The sequence below is a fragment of the Schaedlerella arabinosiphila genome (genome assembly GCF_003885045.1).
Classification (GTDB): Bacteria; Bacillota; Clostridia; order Lachnospirales; family Lachnospiraceae; genus Schaedlerella; species Schaedlerella arabinosiphila.
Genome location: NZ_RHJS01000002.1, coordinates 3,669,001 through 3,687,263 on the forward strand (window position 1 = coordinate 3,669,001; position 18,263 = coordinate 3,687,263).

12 protein-coding genes and 1 riboswitch are annotated in these 18,263 nt (G+C 49.4%); of the genes, 1 reads left to right on the forward strand and 11 read right to left on the reverse strand.

All coding sequences use genetic code 11. From position 1 onward, the window contains the following. Nucleotides 1–85 precede the first annotated feature (85 nt). The 10 genes from EBB54_RS17635 to EBB54_RS17680 all read right to left on the reverse strand — a co-directional run bounded on the left by EBB54_RS17635 (nt 86) and on the right by EBB54_RS17680 (nt 14,557). Nucleotides 86–886 (reverse strand): SDR family NAD(P)-dependent oxidoreductase, encoded by an 801-nt coding sequence (locus EBB54_RS17635; protein ID WP_004078116.1) that lies wholly within the window; start codon nt 884–886, stop codon nt 86–88. A gap of 78 nt (nt 887–964) precedes the next feature. Then, entirely contained in the window at nt 965–3,232 is a 2,268-nt protein-coding gene (locus EBB54_RS17640; protein WP_125128392.1) for an amylosucrase, read from the reverse strand. 279 nt (nt 3,233–3,511) lie between these two features. After that, complete coding sequence (smpB, locus tag EBB54_RS17645) at nt 3,512–3,976, reverse strand: SsrA-binding protein SmpB (RefSeq protein WP_004078120.1); 465 nt, start codon at nt 3,974–3,976, stop codon at nt 3,512–3,514. A gap of 67 nt (nt 3,977–4,043) precedes the next feature. Next, nucleotides 4,044–6,176 carry a ribonuclease R gene (gene rnr, locus EBB54_RS17650; RefSeq protein ID WP_125128393.1) on the reverse strand — a complete coding sequence of 711 codons (2,133 nt, stop codon included), beginning with the start codon at nt 6,174–6,176 and terminating at the stop codon, nt 4,044–4,046. 244 nt (nt 6,177–6,420) lie between these two features. Next, on the reverse strand, nt 6,421–6,663 hold the full coding sequence (gene secG / locus EBB54_RS17655; RefSeq protein WP_004078124.1) for a preprotein translocase subunit SecG: 243 nt from the start codon (nt 6,661–6,663) through the stop codon (nt 6,421–6,423). Nucleotides 6,664–6,907: 244 nt separating this feature from the next. Then, nucleotides 6,908–9,091 carry an alpha-galactosidase gene (locus EBB54_RS17660; RefSeq protein ID WP_125128394.1) on the reverse strand — a complete coding sequence of 728 codons (2,184 nt, stop codon included), beginning with the start codon at nt 9,089–9,091 and terminating at the stop codon, nt 6,908–6,910. A 268-nt stretch (nt 9,092–9,359) separates the two neighbouring features. Then, nucleotides 9,360–10,202 carry a carbohydrate ABC transporter permease gene (locus EBB54_RS17665; protein ID WP_004078127.1) on the reverse strand — a complete coding sequence of 281 codons (843 nt, stop codon included), beginning with the start codon at nt 10,200–10,202 and terminating at the stop codon, nt 9,360–9,362. Then, on the reverse strand, nt 10,202–11,068 hold the full coding sequence (locus EBB54_RS17670; RefSeq protein ID WP_004078129.1) for a carbohydrate ABC transporter permease: 867 nt from the start codon (nt 11,066–11,068) through the stop codon (nt 10,202–10,204). Before EBB54_RS17670 ends, EBB54_RS17665 begins: the two co-directional genes overlap by 1 nt. A 21-nt stretch (nt 11,069–11,089) precedes the next feature. After that, complete coding sequence (locus EBB54_RS17675) at nt 11,090–12,373, reverse strand: ABC transporter substrate-binding protein (RefSeq protein WP_004078131.1); 1,284 nt, start codon at nt 12,371–12,373, stop codon at nt 11,090–11,092. 324 nt (nt 12,374–12,697) lie between these two features. Next, nucleotides 12,698–14,557, reverse strand: coding sequence for an IS1634 family transposase (locus EBB54_RS17680; RefSeq protein ID WP_125127523.1), 1,860 nt, complete (start codon nt 14,555–14,557; stop codon nt 12,698–12,700). A 479-nt stretch (nt 14,558–15,036) separates the two neighbouring features. Between EBB54_RS17680 and EBB54_RS17685 the strand changes: the two genes are divergently transcribed. Next, nucleotides 15,037–15,894 carry an AraC family transcriptional regulator gene (locus tag EBB54_RS17685; protein ID WP_004078133.1) on the forward strand — a complete coding sequence of 286 codons (858 nt, stop codon included), beginning with the start codon at nt 15,037–15,039 and terminating at the stop codon, nt 15,892–15,894. 148 nt (nt 15,895–16,042) lie between these two features. Here the strand turns inward: EBB54_RS17685 and EBB54_RS17690 are convergent, their stop codons facing one another. Next, complete coding sequence (locus EBB54_RS17690; RefSeq protein ID WP_125128395.1) at nt 16,043–17,659, reverse strand: Na+/H+ antiporter NhaC family protein; 1,617 nt, start codon at nt 17,657–17,659, stop codon at nt 16,043–16,045. Between the two features lie 352 nt (nt 17,660–18,011). After that, a riboswitch (Lysine riboswitch) is annotated at nt 18,012–18,261 on the reverse strand. Between the last annotated feature and the right edge of the window lie 2 nt (nt 18,262–18,263).

Genomic DNA, 18,263 nt, shown 5'->3' on the forward strand with positions numbered 1-18,263 from the left:
CATTCCCCGGGATTTCTTTCATATGATACATTTCTGTTTTTTCATCCGGCGCACCGGTTCTTTTTTACATATCTGATACGGTTTCTTACGGTCTCTGTCCCATTCCGCCTTCCAGAGTGATCGTCTCGCCGGACATATACTTGAAGTCCGGAGAAGCAAGCTGCACGCAGACACGCCCGATCTCCAGCTCCGCGTCTCCGTAATGTCCTGCCGGCGGCATATGCACATTCGCCTTGAAAGCATCCGGATAAGCTGCCTCAAAGTTCTCAAGCTGTGCGGTCCAGGCCAACGGGCACACGATGTTGACATTGATTCCGTCCTTGCCCCACTCGGTTGCCGCCACGCGGGTCAGTCCGCGGATGCCTTCTTTTGCAGCCGCATACGCGCACTGTCCGAAGTTTCCGAATAATCCCGCGCCGGACGCGAAGTTGATCACAGAGCCCTTTGTCTCTTTCAGATGCGGATAGCAGGCTTTCATATAGTAGAAGGTTGCATACAGTCCGGAGTACAATGCCAGATTAAACTGGTCTGTCGTGTGATCCGCAAGGGTTACTCCGGAAGCAGAAGCCTGGGCGTTGTTGATCAGAACATCAATTCTTCCGAACGCATCCATGGCCTGCTTTACCACATTTTCAACGACCGCCTCATTGTCTGAACCGGCGCTGACATCCGCCTGAATCGGCAGAACCTTGACATTGTAAAGCTTCTCCAATTCTTCCTTGGCGTCAGTCAGCTTCTGCACATTCCGCCCTGTGATGACGATATTCGCACCTTCTTTTGCGTATGCGGTCGCAATTCCGTATCCGATGGAGCCGCATCTTCCGTCACGCAGAACCGCTCTTCCTCCGCCTGTGATGATTACTGTCTTTCCTGTCAAAAATCCCATATCTTTGACCTCCTTCTTTCTATACTGATTCTTTAAATTAATGCACCTGCTTGTACAGATACGAATTAATTTCCTTTATCACGCCTGCCTTTTCAGGTAGTAGAAGCCGTATGGAGGGATATGTACGCCTGCCGGCTGGATTTCTTCTCCGGAGATCAGATCCACATAGCTTCCGTCGATCTCGTTGATCCACGCGATCTTGTCATATTCGCTGAAATTGAACAGCCCGAACAGCTTCTCCCCTTCGAAGTATCTTCCGATGCAAAGCACTCCCTGCTCCCAGGTCTCTACCGTCCATACATTGGCGTTGGTCACGAATACCTTCTCGGATTTTCGGATCTCTTCCAACTGGTTCAGCCTGCCGAACAGCTTTCCTTCAACCGTTTCGGAATCCGTGATATTCTTCGCCAGATCCCATCTCATAGCTCCCCGGTGGATATAGCGGGAATCCTCTACCTTATCCGGGTCCTCCTTATAGGTATAGTCGTTGACCTGTCCCATCTCATCTCCGCTGTACAGCACCGGAATCCCGGACTGCATAAACATATAGGCGTGCAGCATCACGTCCATCTGGATCGCCCTCTCCATGGCCTGTGCGTCCTCTTCAAAGCCTGCCTTTTCGATTCCGCACATGGATGCGGTAGTGCCACAGAAACGCGCGTCTCCAAGCACCAGATCCTCATTGTAAAGCACGCCCCGGCTGGTGCTGTTGCCGGTATAGCCGCGGAAATAGTCGTTCAGATACTGCTTGTGGGTGCGCTCATGTATCCCTTCCTTCTCCAGAGTCGGATAATCCAGCCCCCATCCGATGTCATCGTGGCAGCGCAGATAATTCAGGAATACATACTCCTTCGGCAGATTATTCACAATATCAAGCTGCCGCTTGAGAAGCCGTACATCCCTGGTGGCTACCGTGTGCCATGTGGTGGCCATCGTGGTCACATTGTAGAGCATATGGCATTCCGGTTTTTCCACGGTTCCAAAATAAGGCACCACCTTCTCCGGTTCCATAACCACTTCTCCCAGAAGGAGGATACCCGGGCAGACGATCTCACCGATCATACGCATCATACGTACAATGGTGTGTACCCTTGGCAGGTTCCTGCAGTCCGTATTCAGTTCTTTCCATATGTAGGGCACCGCATCGATTCGAATGACATCAATTCCCTTATTTGCAAAAAACAGAAAATTGTACATCATCTCATTGAATACCCTTGGGTTTTTATAATTCAAATCCCACTGATAGGGATAAAACGTCGTCATTACATAATGCTTGATATCATCCAGCCAGGTAAAGTTCCCAGGCGCCGTAGTCGGGAATACCTGGGGCACAGTGCGCTCATACTGCTGCGGGATGGCGTCATTGTCATAGAAGAAATACCGGCTCATATATTCGCCGTCGCCCTGGCGCGCGCGCTTCGCCCACTCATGATCCTCCGAGGTATGGTTCATGACAAAATCCATACATACATTCATGTTCTTCTTGCGGCACGCCGCGGTCAGGCTTTCCAGGTCTTCCATGGTTCCCAGATTTTCCTGTACCTTCCGGAAATCTGAAACTGCGTATCCGCCGTCGGATCTTCCTTTCGGAGTCTCCAGAAACGGCATCAGATGGATGTAATTCACATTGCTCTTTTCCAGATAGTCCAGCCTGGCTTCTACCCCTTTGATATTTCCCGCGAAATTATCTATGTAAAGCATCATTCCAAGCATATCGTTCTGCTTGTACCAGTTCGGATTCTCCTCCCGCTTCCGGTCTGATTCCTTCAGTTCCAGGTTTCGTTCCTCATAGAACCGGTGAAGGTTGTCGCACAGCTCCGCAAACATGGAATCATTGCCGTACACTTCAGTATAAAGCCATTTCAGTTCATCAAAATGGCGCTGGAATCTTCTTTTGTATTCTTCCTCCTGGCGGTTTTTCTCTTCCTCTGTAAGCTCAGAAGCCGCCTTCTTCTCCTCTGCAGGCGCCGCTTTCTCAGCCGCTTCCAGTTCTGCTTTTTCCTCTATCTTCTCAGACTCCTTCGACTCTGCTTTTTCCTCTATCTTCTCAGACTCCTCAGGCTCTGCTTTTTCCTCTATCTTCTCAGACTCCTCAGGCTCTGCTTTTTCCTCTATCTTCTCTGCTTCCTTTGGCTCTGCCTCTTCCACTGTCTCTGCTGCTTCTTTTACTTCTGTCTCGGACTCCGCTGTCTCTGCTTCCGTCTGCACATCAGGAGAAGGGATCTCTCCGGTTGCTGCCTGCCCGGCTGTCTCCTGTGCCTTTGTCGTTTCTGTCACTTCCGCAGCGTTTTGCACCTGTTTCTTGATGTTGTCTTTCTTGGCCCTGGCCGCTTTTTTTCTGCTCATGATTCATCCTCCCGTTCCGAATTACATAGTACCGCGGTGCACCGGACCAAATGCGGACCTCGCTGTGTCCGCCGCCCCGTAAAAGCTGCCGCAGGCAGAATTTACGCAGGTCTTTCTATCTTCGTCCGGCATCCGCTTATGCAACTAACTCCACGTAAAATGATAGCATACCCGACTTTAGAAAACAACCGTTTCAAACCGATATGTTGCACAAATTTTCACTCTTTTTTTTGTATGTTTCTTTGCCGCAGCCGCTTTCAAAGCGGAGGAAAAAGAGCCTTACAGATTCCGCACCTTGAACTCTCTCTGGGCCTCCCGCTTCTGATCCTTTTTGGCGATATCGTCCCGCTTATCATACTGCTTCTTTCCCTTCGCCAGCCCGATCTCAAGCTTCACCAGGCTGCCGCTGAAATACACCCTGAGGGGAACCACCGTATTGCCCTTTTCCTTCATCTTTCCGAAGATCTTATCAATCTCTTTTTTGTGAAGAAGGAGCTTCCTCACCCGAAGGGGGTCTTTATTGAAAATATTTCCTTTTTCGTAAGGCGAGATATGCATTCCATAGATAAACATCTCTCTGTCCTCCACACGGATAAACGACTCCTTGATGCTGCACTGTCCCATCCGCAGGGACTTCACCTCCGTTCCGTGAAGCACGAGCCCCGCCTCGTATTTTTCCAGGATAAAATAATCATGGTATGCTTTTTTATTATTCGCGATCAACTTGCCCTCTGCCTTGCCCATAATGTATGCCTTTCTCTTTAAAATCCGGCCGCTGTCCGTTGATTGGGCCGCGGTCTCCAGTCCCGGGTCATGACACGAATCCGAACTGTATCGTCCTCTGCACCCTGTCTGTCTCCAGAACCCGGACCCGTACGGTCTGCCCCAGCCTGTAGACATGATGGGTGCGCTCCCCGATCAGTTCATGGCGGTCTTCCCAGTATTCATAATGGTCGTCCGTCATATTGACCACATGTACCAGTCCCTCAATCGTATTGGGCAGCTCCACATAAGCCCCCCATTTTGTGATTCCGGAAATCACGCCTTCAAATTCTTCCCCGATCCGCTCCTGCATATATTCCACTTTTTTTAATTTTACGGTCTCCCGCTCCGCTTCCTCCGCGCGCCGTTCCATGACGCTGGACTGCATCGCCACCTCCGGAAGGATCTTTTCATAATGCGCCATCCTATCCTCCGTCATGCGGCCTCGGATATTCTCCTTGATAATCCGGTGGATCTGCAGATCCGGATACCTGCGGATGGGTGAGGTAAAATGCGTATAATACTTGGCCGCCAGCCCGAAATGCCCCGTATTTTCCCACGTATACTTGGCCTGCTTCATAGATCTCAGCGCCAGGCGGCTGATCAGCGCTTCCTCAGGAGTTCCCTCCACCTTGCCCAGAAGCTTCTGCACCTCTTTCGGACGCACCTCGTTTCCCACATGGATATGATAGCCGAAATTATCGATAAACGTGCTCAGTTTTCTAATCTTATCGTCATCCGGAGTCTCGTGGGTCCGGTACAAAAAGGGAAGCTGCCTCCAGTAATACTCCTCGGCCACGGTTTCATTTGCCAGAAGCATAAAGTCCTCAATCAGCTTGGTCGCCACATTCCGGTCGTAAGGTCTGATCTCCACGGGCCTTCCGTTTTCATCCAGCATCATCTTCGTCTCCGGAAAATCGAAATCTATGGAACCCCTCTGATGCCGCTTCTTACGCAGAATACGGGACAGCTCCGCCATCCGCTCAAACAGGGGAACCAGCCCCTCATACCGTCTGATCTCCTCAGGGTCCTGTTCTTCCAGGATCTTCGCTACGCTGGTATAGCTCATGCGCTCGTCCACACAGATCACCGTCTCCGCGATCTCCGAATCCACCACTTCCCCTTTTGCATTTACCCGCATAATACAGCTCAGGGCCAGACGGTCCTCCCCCGCGTTGAGGGAGCAGATTCCGTTGGACAGCTTGTGGGGCAGCATGGGGATCACCCGGTCCGAAAGGTATACGCTGGTTCCGCGCTTTAATGCCTCCCGGTCCAGCGCGCTGTTCTCCTGGACATAATTGGTCACATCCGCAATGTGCACGCCCAGCCGGTAGCAGTCCCCTTCCTTAGTAAGGGACACGGCATCGTCCAGATCCTTCGCGTCCTCGCCGTCAATGGTCACCATCTGCCAATCCCGCAGATCCCTGCGGCCTGCCATATCGGCCGGAGTCACGTCCTTCCCCACCCGTTCGGCCTGGTTCATCACCTTTTCCGGAAATTCCACCGGAAGGTCAAAACCCTTTACAATTGACATGATGTCCGTCCCGGGGTCATTGATGTGGCCGATCACTTCCGACACAAAGCCCTCCGGGTTCTTCTGATCGCCGCCGTAGGAAGTCAGTTCCACGACCACTTTATGCCCGGTCATGGCGCCCTTTTCCCTGCCTGCCGGGATGTAGATATCCTTCATGATCCTCTGGTCGTCGGGCCGAACAAATCCGTAGTTCCTGCTCTTTTCATAGAGGCCCACGATGCTGACTGTCCTGTGGGACAACACACCCACGATCTTCCCCTCGGTCCGCTTCCTGCCGCGGTCCGAGTCATCCTTCTGCCGGACGATGACAAATTCCACCTCGTCTCCCTGGAAAGCGCCGCCCCTGTTTTCTTCCGCTATATAGATGTCCTCTTCCTCACCCTCCCGGCTGATAAAGCCAAAGCCTCTGGCATTGGCCTGGAAAGTTCCTGTAAGGCGCTTCGCCTGTCCTTTGGCGTACTTTCCGCGCTTGGATACATAGATCCTGCCCTCCGCTTCCAGGGCATTGAGCACTTCCTTCAATTCTTCCCTCTGCTCCCGCGGAATCTGAAGGAGCATCGCAATTTCCTTGATCTTCATAGGCACATAGAAATCATCACAGATCAAATCATAGATAATTTTCTTGCGCTTTTCAAACGTATTATCCATATTTTTTCTCCTCTGCTTTTTTGTCTTTCTATATCTGGAACTTTTTACACAAATCTTATCTGCATATTCTGTCCCTGGCTGATCACATTATACGAAAAAAACACTCTATACCGCTTATAGAGTGCCTTCCTCATCCTGTACCAGAGACGAAACCTATGAAACCTATCCTGCCGCTGTCCTTCGTTCCTGCCTTTCATCCTGTGAATCCTGCTGCCGTTGTTCCGCCGCGCTGCCGTGCCTGCCCTCAGTTAAATACACCCAGGTTCAGTACGACTGCCAGCACGATGAACAAGATCGCAAGAAACTTTGTAGACTTCACAAGCGCCCCCTCCATGGAACGTCCCTTATTCTGTCCCCAATAGGTATCTGCTACGCCGCTGATTGTCCCGAGTCCGGCTGACTTTCCTTCCTGAAGAAGAATAATCGCTGACAATGCGATACAATCTATCACAAATAGAATCGTCAATACAATCTTTAAAATATCCATCTGTGCACACCTCCTAATCTAATGGACCAACTCACAAGTAAATCTATTTTAGCACACCGCTTCATAGATGGCAAGCATTTCTTTTGACCGTTTTTGATTCGTTAATTATATTGCTGCCTGCCGGTTACAGTTCACGGCCTGACCAGCCGCGGGCTGGATGTCCGCCCCATCACTGAATCGGCCGGATGCCGCGCAGCAAGTGCGCGGCACCGTATGAACTGTAACGGCAGGCAGCCTTTTCCTTCTATCTCTCCATCTCAAAGTAAAGCTGGTGCGCCTCGTATTCCCCGAATGCCGCCGGAAGGGGGATTCCTGCCTCCATCAGCGCGTCCGCCGCATACAGCCTGCCGCTTACCTGTTCCCGGTACATGCATCCGCTTTTCAGACCTTTCAGCTTCACATAGTCCACCGTCATATTTCCATGGACTTCCAGCATTACCGAATATACAAGCACCTGTGCCTGATCCTCGGAAATAAACTGCCATGCCCCGACCGCCTGCTCAAAGGGATTGGTCAGCCGGTAATACAGCCCGTTCTGGATCAGCGGCGCATACCGATGGTAGTCTGCCACCTGCCGGCGGATATCCTGCTTCTCCTCTTCCGTAAGCCTTCCCAGATCCAGCTCATATCCAAAGGTTCCCGACATAGCGGTAATGCTCCTGGTAGCCAGGGACGTCACTCTGCCTGTCTGGTGGTTCGGCACCGCCGACACATGGGAGCCCACCGTGGACACCGGATATCCGAAGGAGGTACCGTACTGAATCCTCACACGGTCCACCGCATCCGTATTGTCACTGCACCAGATCTGGGGCGTATAGTAAAGCATCCCGGCATCGAATCTTCCTCCTCCGCCGCTGCAGCCCTCAATCAGGATATTCGGATATCTCTGTACCAGCCGCTCCAGAAAATCATAAAGGCCCAGAACATAGTCATGCAGTACCTTTCCCTGCTCGTCGGTTCCGCAGGAATAGATATCCGCAAGCCCTCTGTTCATATCCCATTTTACATACTCAATATTTCCCTGGTCCAGAACCTTGCAGATCTGTTCAAAAATGGAATCCACGACCTCTTTTCTGGAAAAGTCCAGCACAAGCTGATTTCTCGCACGAACCGGATTCCGTCCGGGAATCCGCATAGCCCAGTCCGGATGCCGCTTGAACAGTGTGCTGTCCTCATTGACAGACTCGGGTTCGATCCAGATCCCGAACTTCACGCCCAGGGCGTTGATCCTTCCGATCAGGCTCTCCAGGGATTCTCCCAGCTTCTCCTCATTGGCATACCAGTCGCCCAGACCGCTGTTGTCATCGTCCCGCTTTCCGAACCATCCATCGTCCAGTACCAGCATCTCGATCCCCAGCTCCGATGCCTGTTTTGCAAGCTGGTAGATCGCCTCACCGTCAAAATCAAAATAAGAAGCCTCCCAGCTATTGACCAGGATCGGGCGAACCTCGTCCCTGTATTTTCCTCGGCATAGATGGGTTCTGATGCAGGCATGCAGATTCTGGGACAGCTTCGACAGCCCCATCCTGCTGTAGGTCATCACCACCTCCGGAACCGAAAATTCATCTCCGGATTCCAGCGGATAAGAAAATCTCTCTTCATAAAGCCCCAGCTGTATCCGGGTCTGATTAAACTGGTCGCGCTCCACCTCTCCCTTAAATCCGCCGCTGTACAAAAGGGTCATTGCATAACAGCTCCCCGCGTCCTCCGTGGTCTCCCGATCCGCCAGTATCATCAGCGGGTTATACTGGTGGCTGGAGGTTCCGCGCCTGCTGCCGATGCACATGGTGCCATGGACAACCGGCACCCTCTGGAAATTCCGTTCCATTGCATGACGCCCGTAAAAACTGATAAAGTCAAATTCTCCGTTTACAAAATCCAGGCAGGCCGGCTGTATCTTCTCCAGATACACTTTGCTTGTCCCGCCGTTCGACACCTTTGCGCTCCGGGTGATCACATCCAGCTCCGGCAGCACGCCGTAGAGCAGATCCACCCTGACCTTTGTCACCGGATCCTCCATATGGATCTCCAGCGTCTCCGCCTCCGCTTCCTCCGCATACACCGCGGGAAGCCCTTTGATCGCATACTTTCCTTTTCGAATCTCATAACCATGGAACCGGAGGTCGCAGCTTACCGAGCCGTCCGCGTTTCTCACCGCGATTGCCGGGCTCCTGTAGTCGCCGTTCCCCAGACATGGAAATTCCTGTGGTAAAACATCCATCGAATACGTCCGGTCGCTGCCCACATCATAAGGATTGCCGGAAAACCCTCTGTCCGCATAAGTCAGCAGATAATCCATGCAGCCATCCGTCTTCCTGCCGTAGTATAAATGCAGAAGAAACCCGAAGGGATCAACCTGCATTTGATACGTTGAATCGTTCGTGTGCAGTGTAAAAGTTTTCCTCGTTTCATCAAAAACAATTCCCATACCTTATTCTCCTTTTCTCACAATGCACCTGATACAGCGTATATCAAGTTTAAAGTTTGTTGCAGAATAACCGCAAATAAGTATAGCGCATCCGATACCGCTGCGCAATCACTTTTCCACATTTTTCCAAAAAATTTATATCCGCCGCCGACATTTGCTCCCGGCTCCCAAAACACAGACAAAGCGGACTTATAGAAAGTCCGCCTTGCCGTATGAGCTGCCGCTTTGATTGGGGTAGCCTCACCCTGTCTGTTACAAACAGATTTAATTATTTTACCGCTCCGTTTACCACGCCGTTCAGGATCTGCTTCTGGCAGATGATGTAGAAGACCAGTATCGGCAGCAATGCCAGCAGGTAGGATGCAAATGCCAAGTTGTAGTTTGTACCGAACTGTGTCTGGAATGTAAGCTGTGCCAGAGGCAGAGTATTCATTCCGCTTCCGCTCATGATAACCAATGGTGTCATAACGTCATTCCATGTACCCAGCGCTGTCAGTACCGCAACGGTAGCATGCATGGGCTTCATGATCGGGAATATGATGCTCCAGTATGTCCGGAAAGTGCTTGTACCGTCCACACGCGCCGCCTCTTCCAGAGCCACCGGGATATTAACCAGATATCCGGAATACAGCAGTACGTTCATGGGCATATAGAATACCACGTAACAGAGGATTACACCTACCAGGTTGTCAATTCCCATCTGCGCCGTCTGTTTTACCAGAGGCATCATCAGGATCGCAAAGGGTACGAACATACCGCTTACAATATACAGATAGACAAAGTTGTAAAATTTATTTTTTGCTTTATTTCTTCCCACCGCATATCCGATCATGGAATGGATCAGGATGGACACAACCACCGTGATCACCGTGATCAGAAAGCTGTTAAACAGGGAACGCCAGAAATCTGTCACACGCATTGCCTCCGCAAAATTCGCAAGGCTCCAGCTCTTCGGAAGGGATAAGATCCCTGAGATGCTGTTTGTCATCTCGCTGGGCTGCTTGAATGCGATAACAATCGTCATATAGAGCGGAAAAGCTACGGTGATCAATCCAATGATCAGCAGGATCGTAACAGGCCAGTTTACTCTCTCGTTTACTTTCTCTTTCATTATAACTGCTCCTCCCTCTTACTTGTAAATGTCATCTGTGCTACGGAGATCACTACAATCATGATAAAGAAGACAACTGCATTGGCGCTCTGGAATCCAAACTGTCCGCCTGACATACCATTGTTGTAGATCAGGTAGGAGATGGACTCTGTACTCTGTGCCGGGCCGCCCTTTGTCAACGCCATGATCTGATCGAATACCATCAGGAAGTTCTTCATACACAGCGTCATGTTGATGCTGAAAAACGGAAGAATCAGCGGGAAGGTCAGGTGCTTGAACTGTGACCATCCGGTAGCGCCGTCAATGGAACCTGCTTCATATACATCCTCCGGTACGGTCTGCAGACCGGAGATGTAGATGATCGTATTCATCGCGATAGCCTGCCATGCACACACGATCATGATCGCAACCCATGCCCACTTTGTGCTTGCCAGCATACTGGTTCCTTCTCCGCCCATCATCTGTACGACTGCTGGAAGGATATATGTGAAGAAATAGTTGAAAATATAACCGACTACCAATGCGCCCAGGATGTTCGGAATAAAGTACAGTCCGCGCAGCGCGCTCTTAAATTTGATCTTGCTGTTCAGTCCCAGCGCCAGGATCAGGCTGACCACATTGACCACAACGGTAGAAAACAGAGCCAGCTTAAATGTGAACCAGTAGGATTTGCCGACACGGCCGTCCCCGAACAGGTCGATGTAGTTTCGGATTCCAACCCAGTTATATGTGCCGTATCCTTTAAAGTTCGTGAAACTGTAGATTGCACCCTTGATCAAAGGCAATGTATTAAACAAGAAGAACAAAATGAGGATCGGTATCGTCATCAGTAAAAATGTCCGTTCTCTGTCATTCATTTTTTTCATTTTCTTCCCACTCCTTTCCGATTACTCATTTCCGTGTGCCGCTTCATATTCCTCTACCAGGCGGATAATGTCGCGGTTGTAACGCAGCCAGTCCTTATCAAATTTTGCAAGGAACGCATCTACATCCTGGTTGATCAGGAAGGTCTGGATCTGTGCGTCCACTGCCATCTCGGAAGGATAGTAGTGATCCTGATAGTCAGACATGATTCCCTGCTCAATATACTCTGTCATACCGTCCACTTCGCTTGCAAGCTCAAAGCTGTCGTCCTTACACGGTACTGCATTCTGGTCATCCAGGTACATCTGGATATTGTCGTTTTCCAAAAGGAAGTCAAGCACCTCATAAGCCGCTTCCTTGTTTTTACATTCGGACGTTACACAGAACTGAAGGTCTACACCGGAGTTCAGTACGTTGCCGCCTTTTTCATCGCTTCCCGGCATTACAAAGGAGTCAATGTTCATATCCGGATTTACGGATTTGATCTGAGGTACTGCATAGCTTCCGATGGTATACATTGCGCACTCGCCGTTCGCAAAAGCGGTACAAGCGTCATTGTAGCCATACGCAAAGGGTCCTTCTTCACCGTATTCTACCAGCTGCAGCATTTTTTCCGCAATCTCACGGTACTCGTCCGTAAAATTGGTCTCGCCGCGGTTCACCTGCTTGCACACGTCAGCCGGCGCCAGGTCTACTGCCAGGGCGTTCCACGGTGCCAGACAGGTCCAGGTATCCTTGAAGCCGAAATACATTGGCAGCACGCCTTCTGACTTGATCTCTTCGCACAGATCCATGAACTCATCCCATGTCTCCGGGATCTCCCATCCGTGCTCCTCGAACATATCTCTGTTGTAGAGCACTCCGGCTGCGTTCGCCACATAGGGAACTCCGAAGGTTCCTTCTGTCGGAACAAACTCCAGATTCTCCAGGATGTCCAGGTAGGACTGCTTGATGCTGCTCAGGCCCTGGTAATCGGAAACATCGGCAAGGATATCAGAATCTACAAAATAAGAATAGTTGATATCTCCCCCGATTCCGATGATATCCGGATAGTTCTCACGGATAAACCGGGTTTTCAAAATAGTCATTGCGTCATTCGGTGAGTCGATCTTAAGTACGATGTCGTCATGAGTTGCGTTGAACTCTTCTTCCAGCTTCTCGAATACACCTACTGCTTCCGGCTTGTACTGCACCAGCTCAACCACGGTCTTGCCTGCGTTTTCATCTGTCCCGCATGCACTGAGACACATTGCGATCAGCATGATGCCTGCCAGAAGTACACTTACTGCTGCTTTTCTTTTTCTCATTGCTTCACTTTCTCCTTTCCTTTACAGAAACTTCTTTGGTTTCTCTGATGAAAATATTATACATTCCATAATGCGACTGATAAATAGCCGCATTTTAGGCCTTTTATACCTTTGTGCTATTTTATTAAATTTTTATAAAAGTCACCTAGCATTTTGGTATATAGTGAAAAAAATACACTTTTCCAAATACTTTACTCTTGCATAAATGGCGCGGTGCGTGTATGATCCCGTTTTCGACACTTTGAAAATTTAAAAACTCCGATAATCCTTATAAATACTGGGATTGCCGGAGTTTTCTTTGGCAAAAAATGTTGTATGTAATCGCTATCCTAAAATTTTTTTTATTTTTTTATTCAGTTCCGTTGGTTTGTAATGAAGTCTATCCAAATCTAAAGATGTTAATTGGTTCAGTGCATCAAGTGCTTTGCTGCCATTGTAGAGTGCCATATACTCGACATCATGTATATTCGTTACATTCATGTTTTTCAATGTGGTGATCAGATTCTCCGGAGTGACATGTGTCCCCTGATCATCCAGCCTGGCCTCAAGCAAGCGATATACCAGCAATGCCGTATAGCATATCAGAAAGTGCGCCCTGATACGATTCGGCAATCGATGGTTTACAGGTCTCCCGGTGAAATTCGTTTTCATGATCCTGAAACAATCCTCTATCTGATATCTCTTGTGTGAAACTGCCAGAATTTCCTTGGCCGGGTCACAAAGGTTTGTTGCTGCGGCATAATATCCGTCATATTTCTCTTCTTCTGCAATCTTCGATTCGTCGAGAACATATTCAATGGTTGCTTTTTCGCCAGATTTTGTATGAGCGACCCGCTTCAAAAATCGTTTTACATCATTTGGCCCTTTTTTTATTTCTTCCGGATCTTTTTTCTCTAACAGCTTTCGTGCACGTTCGATTTGGCGGTCACGTACAGTTCTCTGATATTCCATCATTTTTCTTGAAAACGTTATGATCAGGCGCTGTTTGAGAGTGCCGGTTGCTTTCACGCGTTTGACTTTGCCATTTTTTAATATTTTTTCTTCGTACAGCCCAAGATCAATGACCTTATCTGCAAGGACTACCTTATACGCGAAATCATTATATAGTTTCAGGTTTTCTTTCTTGTGTCTGTCAAAGCCCTTCATATCTTCTATTTTTATCAAGGTGTCGTTGGACAGCAGCCGGTAATCGCAGTCATTGAATACCGCCTGTTTGAGTGCATTACTAAGTTTTTTGATGGACTGGGTCACAATAAAGGCCCGGCCCCCCATACTGTTAAATTTGCGGATGTTATAGGAACCCAGGCCGGCATCCGCACAATAAATGAATTTGGAACCATCTATCATTTTAAGGACTTCTTTTTCTAAAGGGATTGCCGTAAGCTGTTCACTGGTATTACCGGAATGGAGGCACATGGTGATGGGAATGCCCCTGCTGTCCATGAAAAGTCCCATCTCTACAATCGGGTTCGGGCGGTGTTCTTTGCTCAGGCCATATTTTCTCAATCCATGGATCACCTCACCGGTCACTTCATCCACGATATCTTCGTCGGGCTGTTCGCACTCGAAGTAGAAATTCGTACAGTCATAATAAAGGACAGAAGTATCACGTTTGACGATCGAATTGCTATACTTAAAAAGCCACATCAGGTAATCGTCATAATTATTTTCTAAAAGATCCATAAACCGGAGGATGTGCTGGTAATCGAAATCCGGCTGCTCGTAGTAGGAATCCCGGCGGTTCCAGGTGGCAAGCTTAGAGCTGGGATCCAGGATTCTCGCGTAGGTAAGGAAACGTGAGATTGTAAAACAGTCATATGTAACTCTCCGGGTGTCCGTTTTCTGGCGAAAGAATTCTTTAAGGCTGAGATGTTTCATAATATTCTGAAGAAAGAAATATCCGATGTTGACCCAGTTGGAGGAAGAGGCTTCAAGCTCTGTAGATTTCACCTTTTCGTTAAAATCGGCAGTCAGATTAAAAGTGACTTTACCAACGCGGTACTCTTCATTCATTTTTCTGATTTCTTCTCTGACATATGCTTCCGGATCGTCTGTTATTTTGAGAAGTTCAGAATGCTTCCCGAAGTTTTTGACATTTCGAGTGGTAGTTTTTTTCCCATTTCGGATTCCCTGCTGTGCGTAATAGGTAGGATCCTTGAGACGTTTATCAAAGTAAAGCTTCATAGAACATCACCTCAAAAACATTATATCACAAACATACAGCACATACAACATAAAAACAAGAAAAATTTGACAAAAAAATACGCCTACCATAAGGCTTTAGAACAATTTTTCATACTTGAAACTGTCGAAAACCCGATTGCTTCACTTTCTCCTTTCCTTTACAGAAACTTCTTTGGTTTCTCTGATGAAAATATTATACATTCCATAATGCGACTGATAAATAGCCGCATTTTAGGCCTTTTATACCTTTGTGCTATTTTATTAAATTTTTATAAAAGTCACCTAGCATTTTGGTATATAGTGAAAAAAATACACTTTTCCAAATACTTTACTCTTGCATAAATGGCGCGGTGCGTGTATGATAAGTACGATTCAATTCTAAGTAAAGGTTTTCAAAGAGTCAAAAAGCATAAAGCATAAAATGGAAAAATTTCTACAGCAACAGACTTTACCGGTCAACCCGGTTTCAGGAGGTTATTATGCATGAATTAATTTTTTCCGTATTTCCGAACGAGAATTTTGTTGACCTTGGGTTGTACCAATACGGCTGGGAGCAGTGCGAACCATCCCACTCCTACGGTCCTGCCGCCAGAAATCATTACTTATTCCACTACGTCATTTCCGGAACCGGCACGCTGATGTCGGATGATTCCAACGGCGTCACACAGACCTTTCAAGTCAAAAGCGGCCAGGGATTTATGCTCTTTCCCGGTCAGATCACTACCTACATAGCGGATAAGAATCTCCCCTGGGAATACGCATGGGTTGAATTTGACGGCCTTCGCGCAAAGGGCGCGGTGGAGCTCGCCTGTCTGTCCATGAATCAGCCGATCTACCATGCGCGTTCCAAAGACATGCGCGAAAATATGGTAAAGGAAATGATGTATCTTGTAGAACACAAGGACATGCCCCCCCTGCACCTGATCGGGCACGTATATCTGTTTCTGGATTTTCTGACCCGCTCCGCCGTCCACATGACCGCTCCGAAGACCGGACGTCTGCGTGACTTTTATATTAAGGAGGCGCTTACCTATATGGAGCAGAATTTCCAGAATGATATCTCCGTGGAGGATATCGCCGCTACCTGCGGACTGAACCGCAGCTATTTCGGAAAGATCTTCAAAGAATCCCTGGGCAAGACCCCCCAGGAATTTCTGCTGAACTACCGGATGGTCAAGGCCGCGGAGCTGCTCAAGCTGACCGGGCTGTCCATCGGGGATATCTCCAATGCGGTGGGCTATGCCAACCAGCTTCATTTTTCACGGGCATTTAAAAATATGTACGGTCTTGCCCCCAGGGAATGGCGGAACCAGAACCGGTTGATGATCCCGACCTGAAAACCGGCTGCCGCCTTTGGCGCTTCATACCGGATATACATACTGAAAACCTGCCGCCGGCAGCTTTTCTGCATACGATGGTATAAAAAAATGCCGCTTCTGTTTCGTGAAGCGGCGTTTTTTATATTCCTTATATATCCGTTTTCTTTTATTCCAAATTCATGTTTTTACTCTTCATGACGTACAGGACTCCGATCATCAGCAGGACGCCGATGGTAAGCGGAAGCAAAGGCGTCTGCGCAAAGCCCGCGATGACGTAGGTCACGCACGAAACCGCCGCAACAGTCACCGCATAGGGAAGCTGAGTGGACACATGGTTCACATGGTTGCACTGAGCGCCTGCGGAAGCCATAATGGTGGTATCGGAAATCGGTGAACAGTGGTCGCCGCACACCGCGCCTGCCATACATGCGGAGATAGATATGATCATCATGGTCTCATTGGTTTTTGAAAATGCCTCTACAACAATCGGGATCAGGATACCGAATGTTCCCCAGGAGGTGCCGGTAGCAAACGCCAGGAAGCATCCTACCAGGAAGATGATTGCCGGAAGCAGGTTCACCAGGCCGCCTGAGCTGGATTTTACAATCTCAGCCACAAATACGTCCGCCCCCAGGCTGTCCGTCATGGCCTTCAGCGTCCACGCAAGCGTCAGGATCAGGATCGGGGACACCATGGCCTTAAAGCCTTCCGGGATGCAGGCCATAGACTCGCCGAACTTTAGCACCTTTCTCACCGCATAGAATACAATCGTGATGATAAACGCAAAGAAGCTGCCCAGCATCAGCCCTACGGAAGCGTCGCTTCCTGAAAACGCCTCTACAAACCCGGCCCCTTCAAAGAAACCGCCCGTATAGATCATTCCGATCACACAGCAGAAGATCAGCACGACAATCGGAAATACCAGGTCAATGACCCCGCCCTTCGGATTGCTCTCCTCTTCTTCCGCGTTTGCATAAGGCCTGTCGGGCGTTGTGTAGAGATCCCCTTTCAGGGCATTTTCTTCATGCTTTCTCATCAGGCCGTAATCCGCGCCCATAATCGTCAGGGCAATCATCATGACAATGGTGAGCAGGGCGTAAAAGTTGTAAGGGATCGCACGGATGAAAATGGACAGTCCGTCTTCCCCTTCCACAAATCCGGTCACTGCCGCCGCCCAGGAAGAAATCGGTGCGATAATGCAGATCGGCGCCGCCGTGGCGTCAATCAGGTAGGCCAGCTTGGCCCGGGATACGTTGTGCTTGTCCGTCACCGGACGCATCACGCTCCCCACGGTCAGACAGTTAAAGTAATCGTCTATAAAGATCAGCACTCCCAGAAGCACCGTGGCAAGCTGCGCGCCTACACGGCTCTTGATGTGCTCGCTTGCCCAGCGTCCGAATGCAGCAGACCCGCCGGCCTGGTTCATCATGCATACCAGGATTCCCAGAAGTACCAGAAACACCAGGATTCCTACATTGTACGCATCCGACAAGGAGCCGATGATCCCGTCCTGGAACACATGGGTCATCGTCCTCTCAAAGGTAAACCCGGAGTAAAATACACCTCCGATCAGAATCCCGACAAACAGGGAGCTGTATACCTCTTTCGTAATCAGCGCAAGCACGATGGCCACAACCGGAGGGATCAGCGACCAGAAGGATGCATACATAGAGGGTACATACTCTTCGGCCTCCTCCGCGGCAAGCGCCAGCATCGGACAGCACATGGCCAGCAGCAGGGACGCGGAAACCGCCCACATCATTTTGTGTTGTATTCTTTTCATTTTCCAACCTCTCTCTTCCTTAGAAATGTTTGATAGTTTTCACAGCCTCTGCGGCATACGGAAAACCGCCCCCGGAAATGGCTGCTTATCCGGAGTTTTCTCATCAGAGTTACTGTTCACACCCTGGCCGGGTGCTCACAGTAACGGCATCCAGCCCATTGAAAAGTCGCCTGACGGCGAGGGGCTGGATGCCCGCCCCATCACTGAATTGGCCGGATGCCGTGCAGCAAGTGCACGACACCGTGTGAACAGTAACTCATCAGATACTGATGAAAAAATACCATGAATAACGTCATGCAAAAAGCAGGCGCATTCATGGTATTATTCCTGTATATTCTATATTCCTTGTATCTCCCGTGATAGCGCTCCACTGATGTGACAGTCCGCAGCATATTCTGCCGCGGCCCAGAAGCCGTCTCACAGGGACAGACACGTCTCCTTCGGCGGTCTCCCCTTTCCCATTTTGCAGCGGCAGCGCCTGTCGGGCTGCCTTGTCTCCCTGGACTTTACTGCACGGACAGCACACTGGGCCGATATAAAAGCCTGCTCATTTTTTCGCTGTCCTTCCTGGTACTGATGAATCCCGCACCTCTATCAAGTCTGT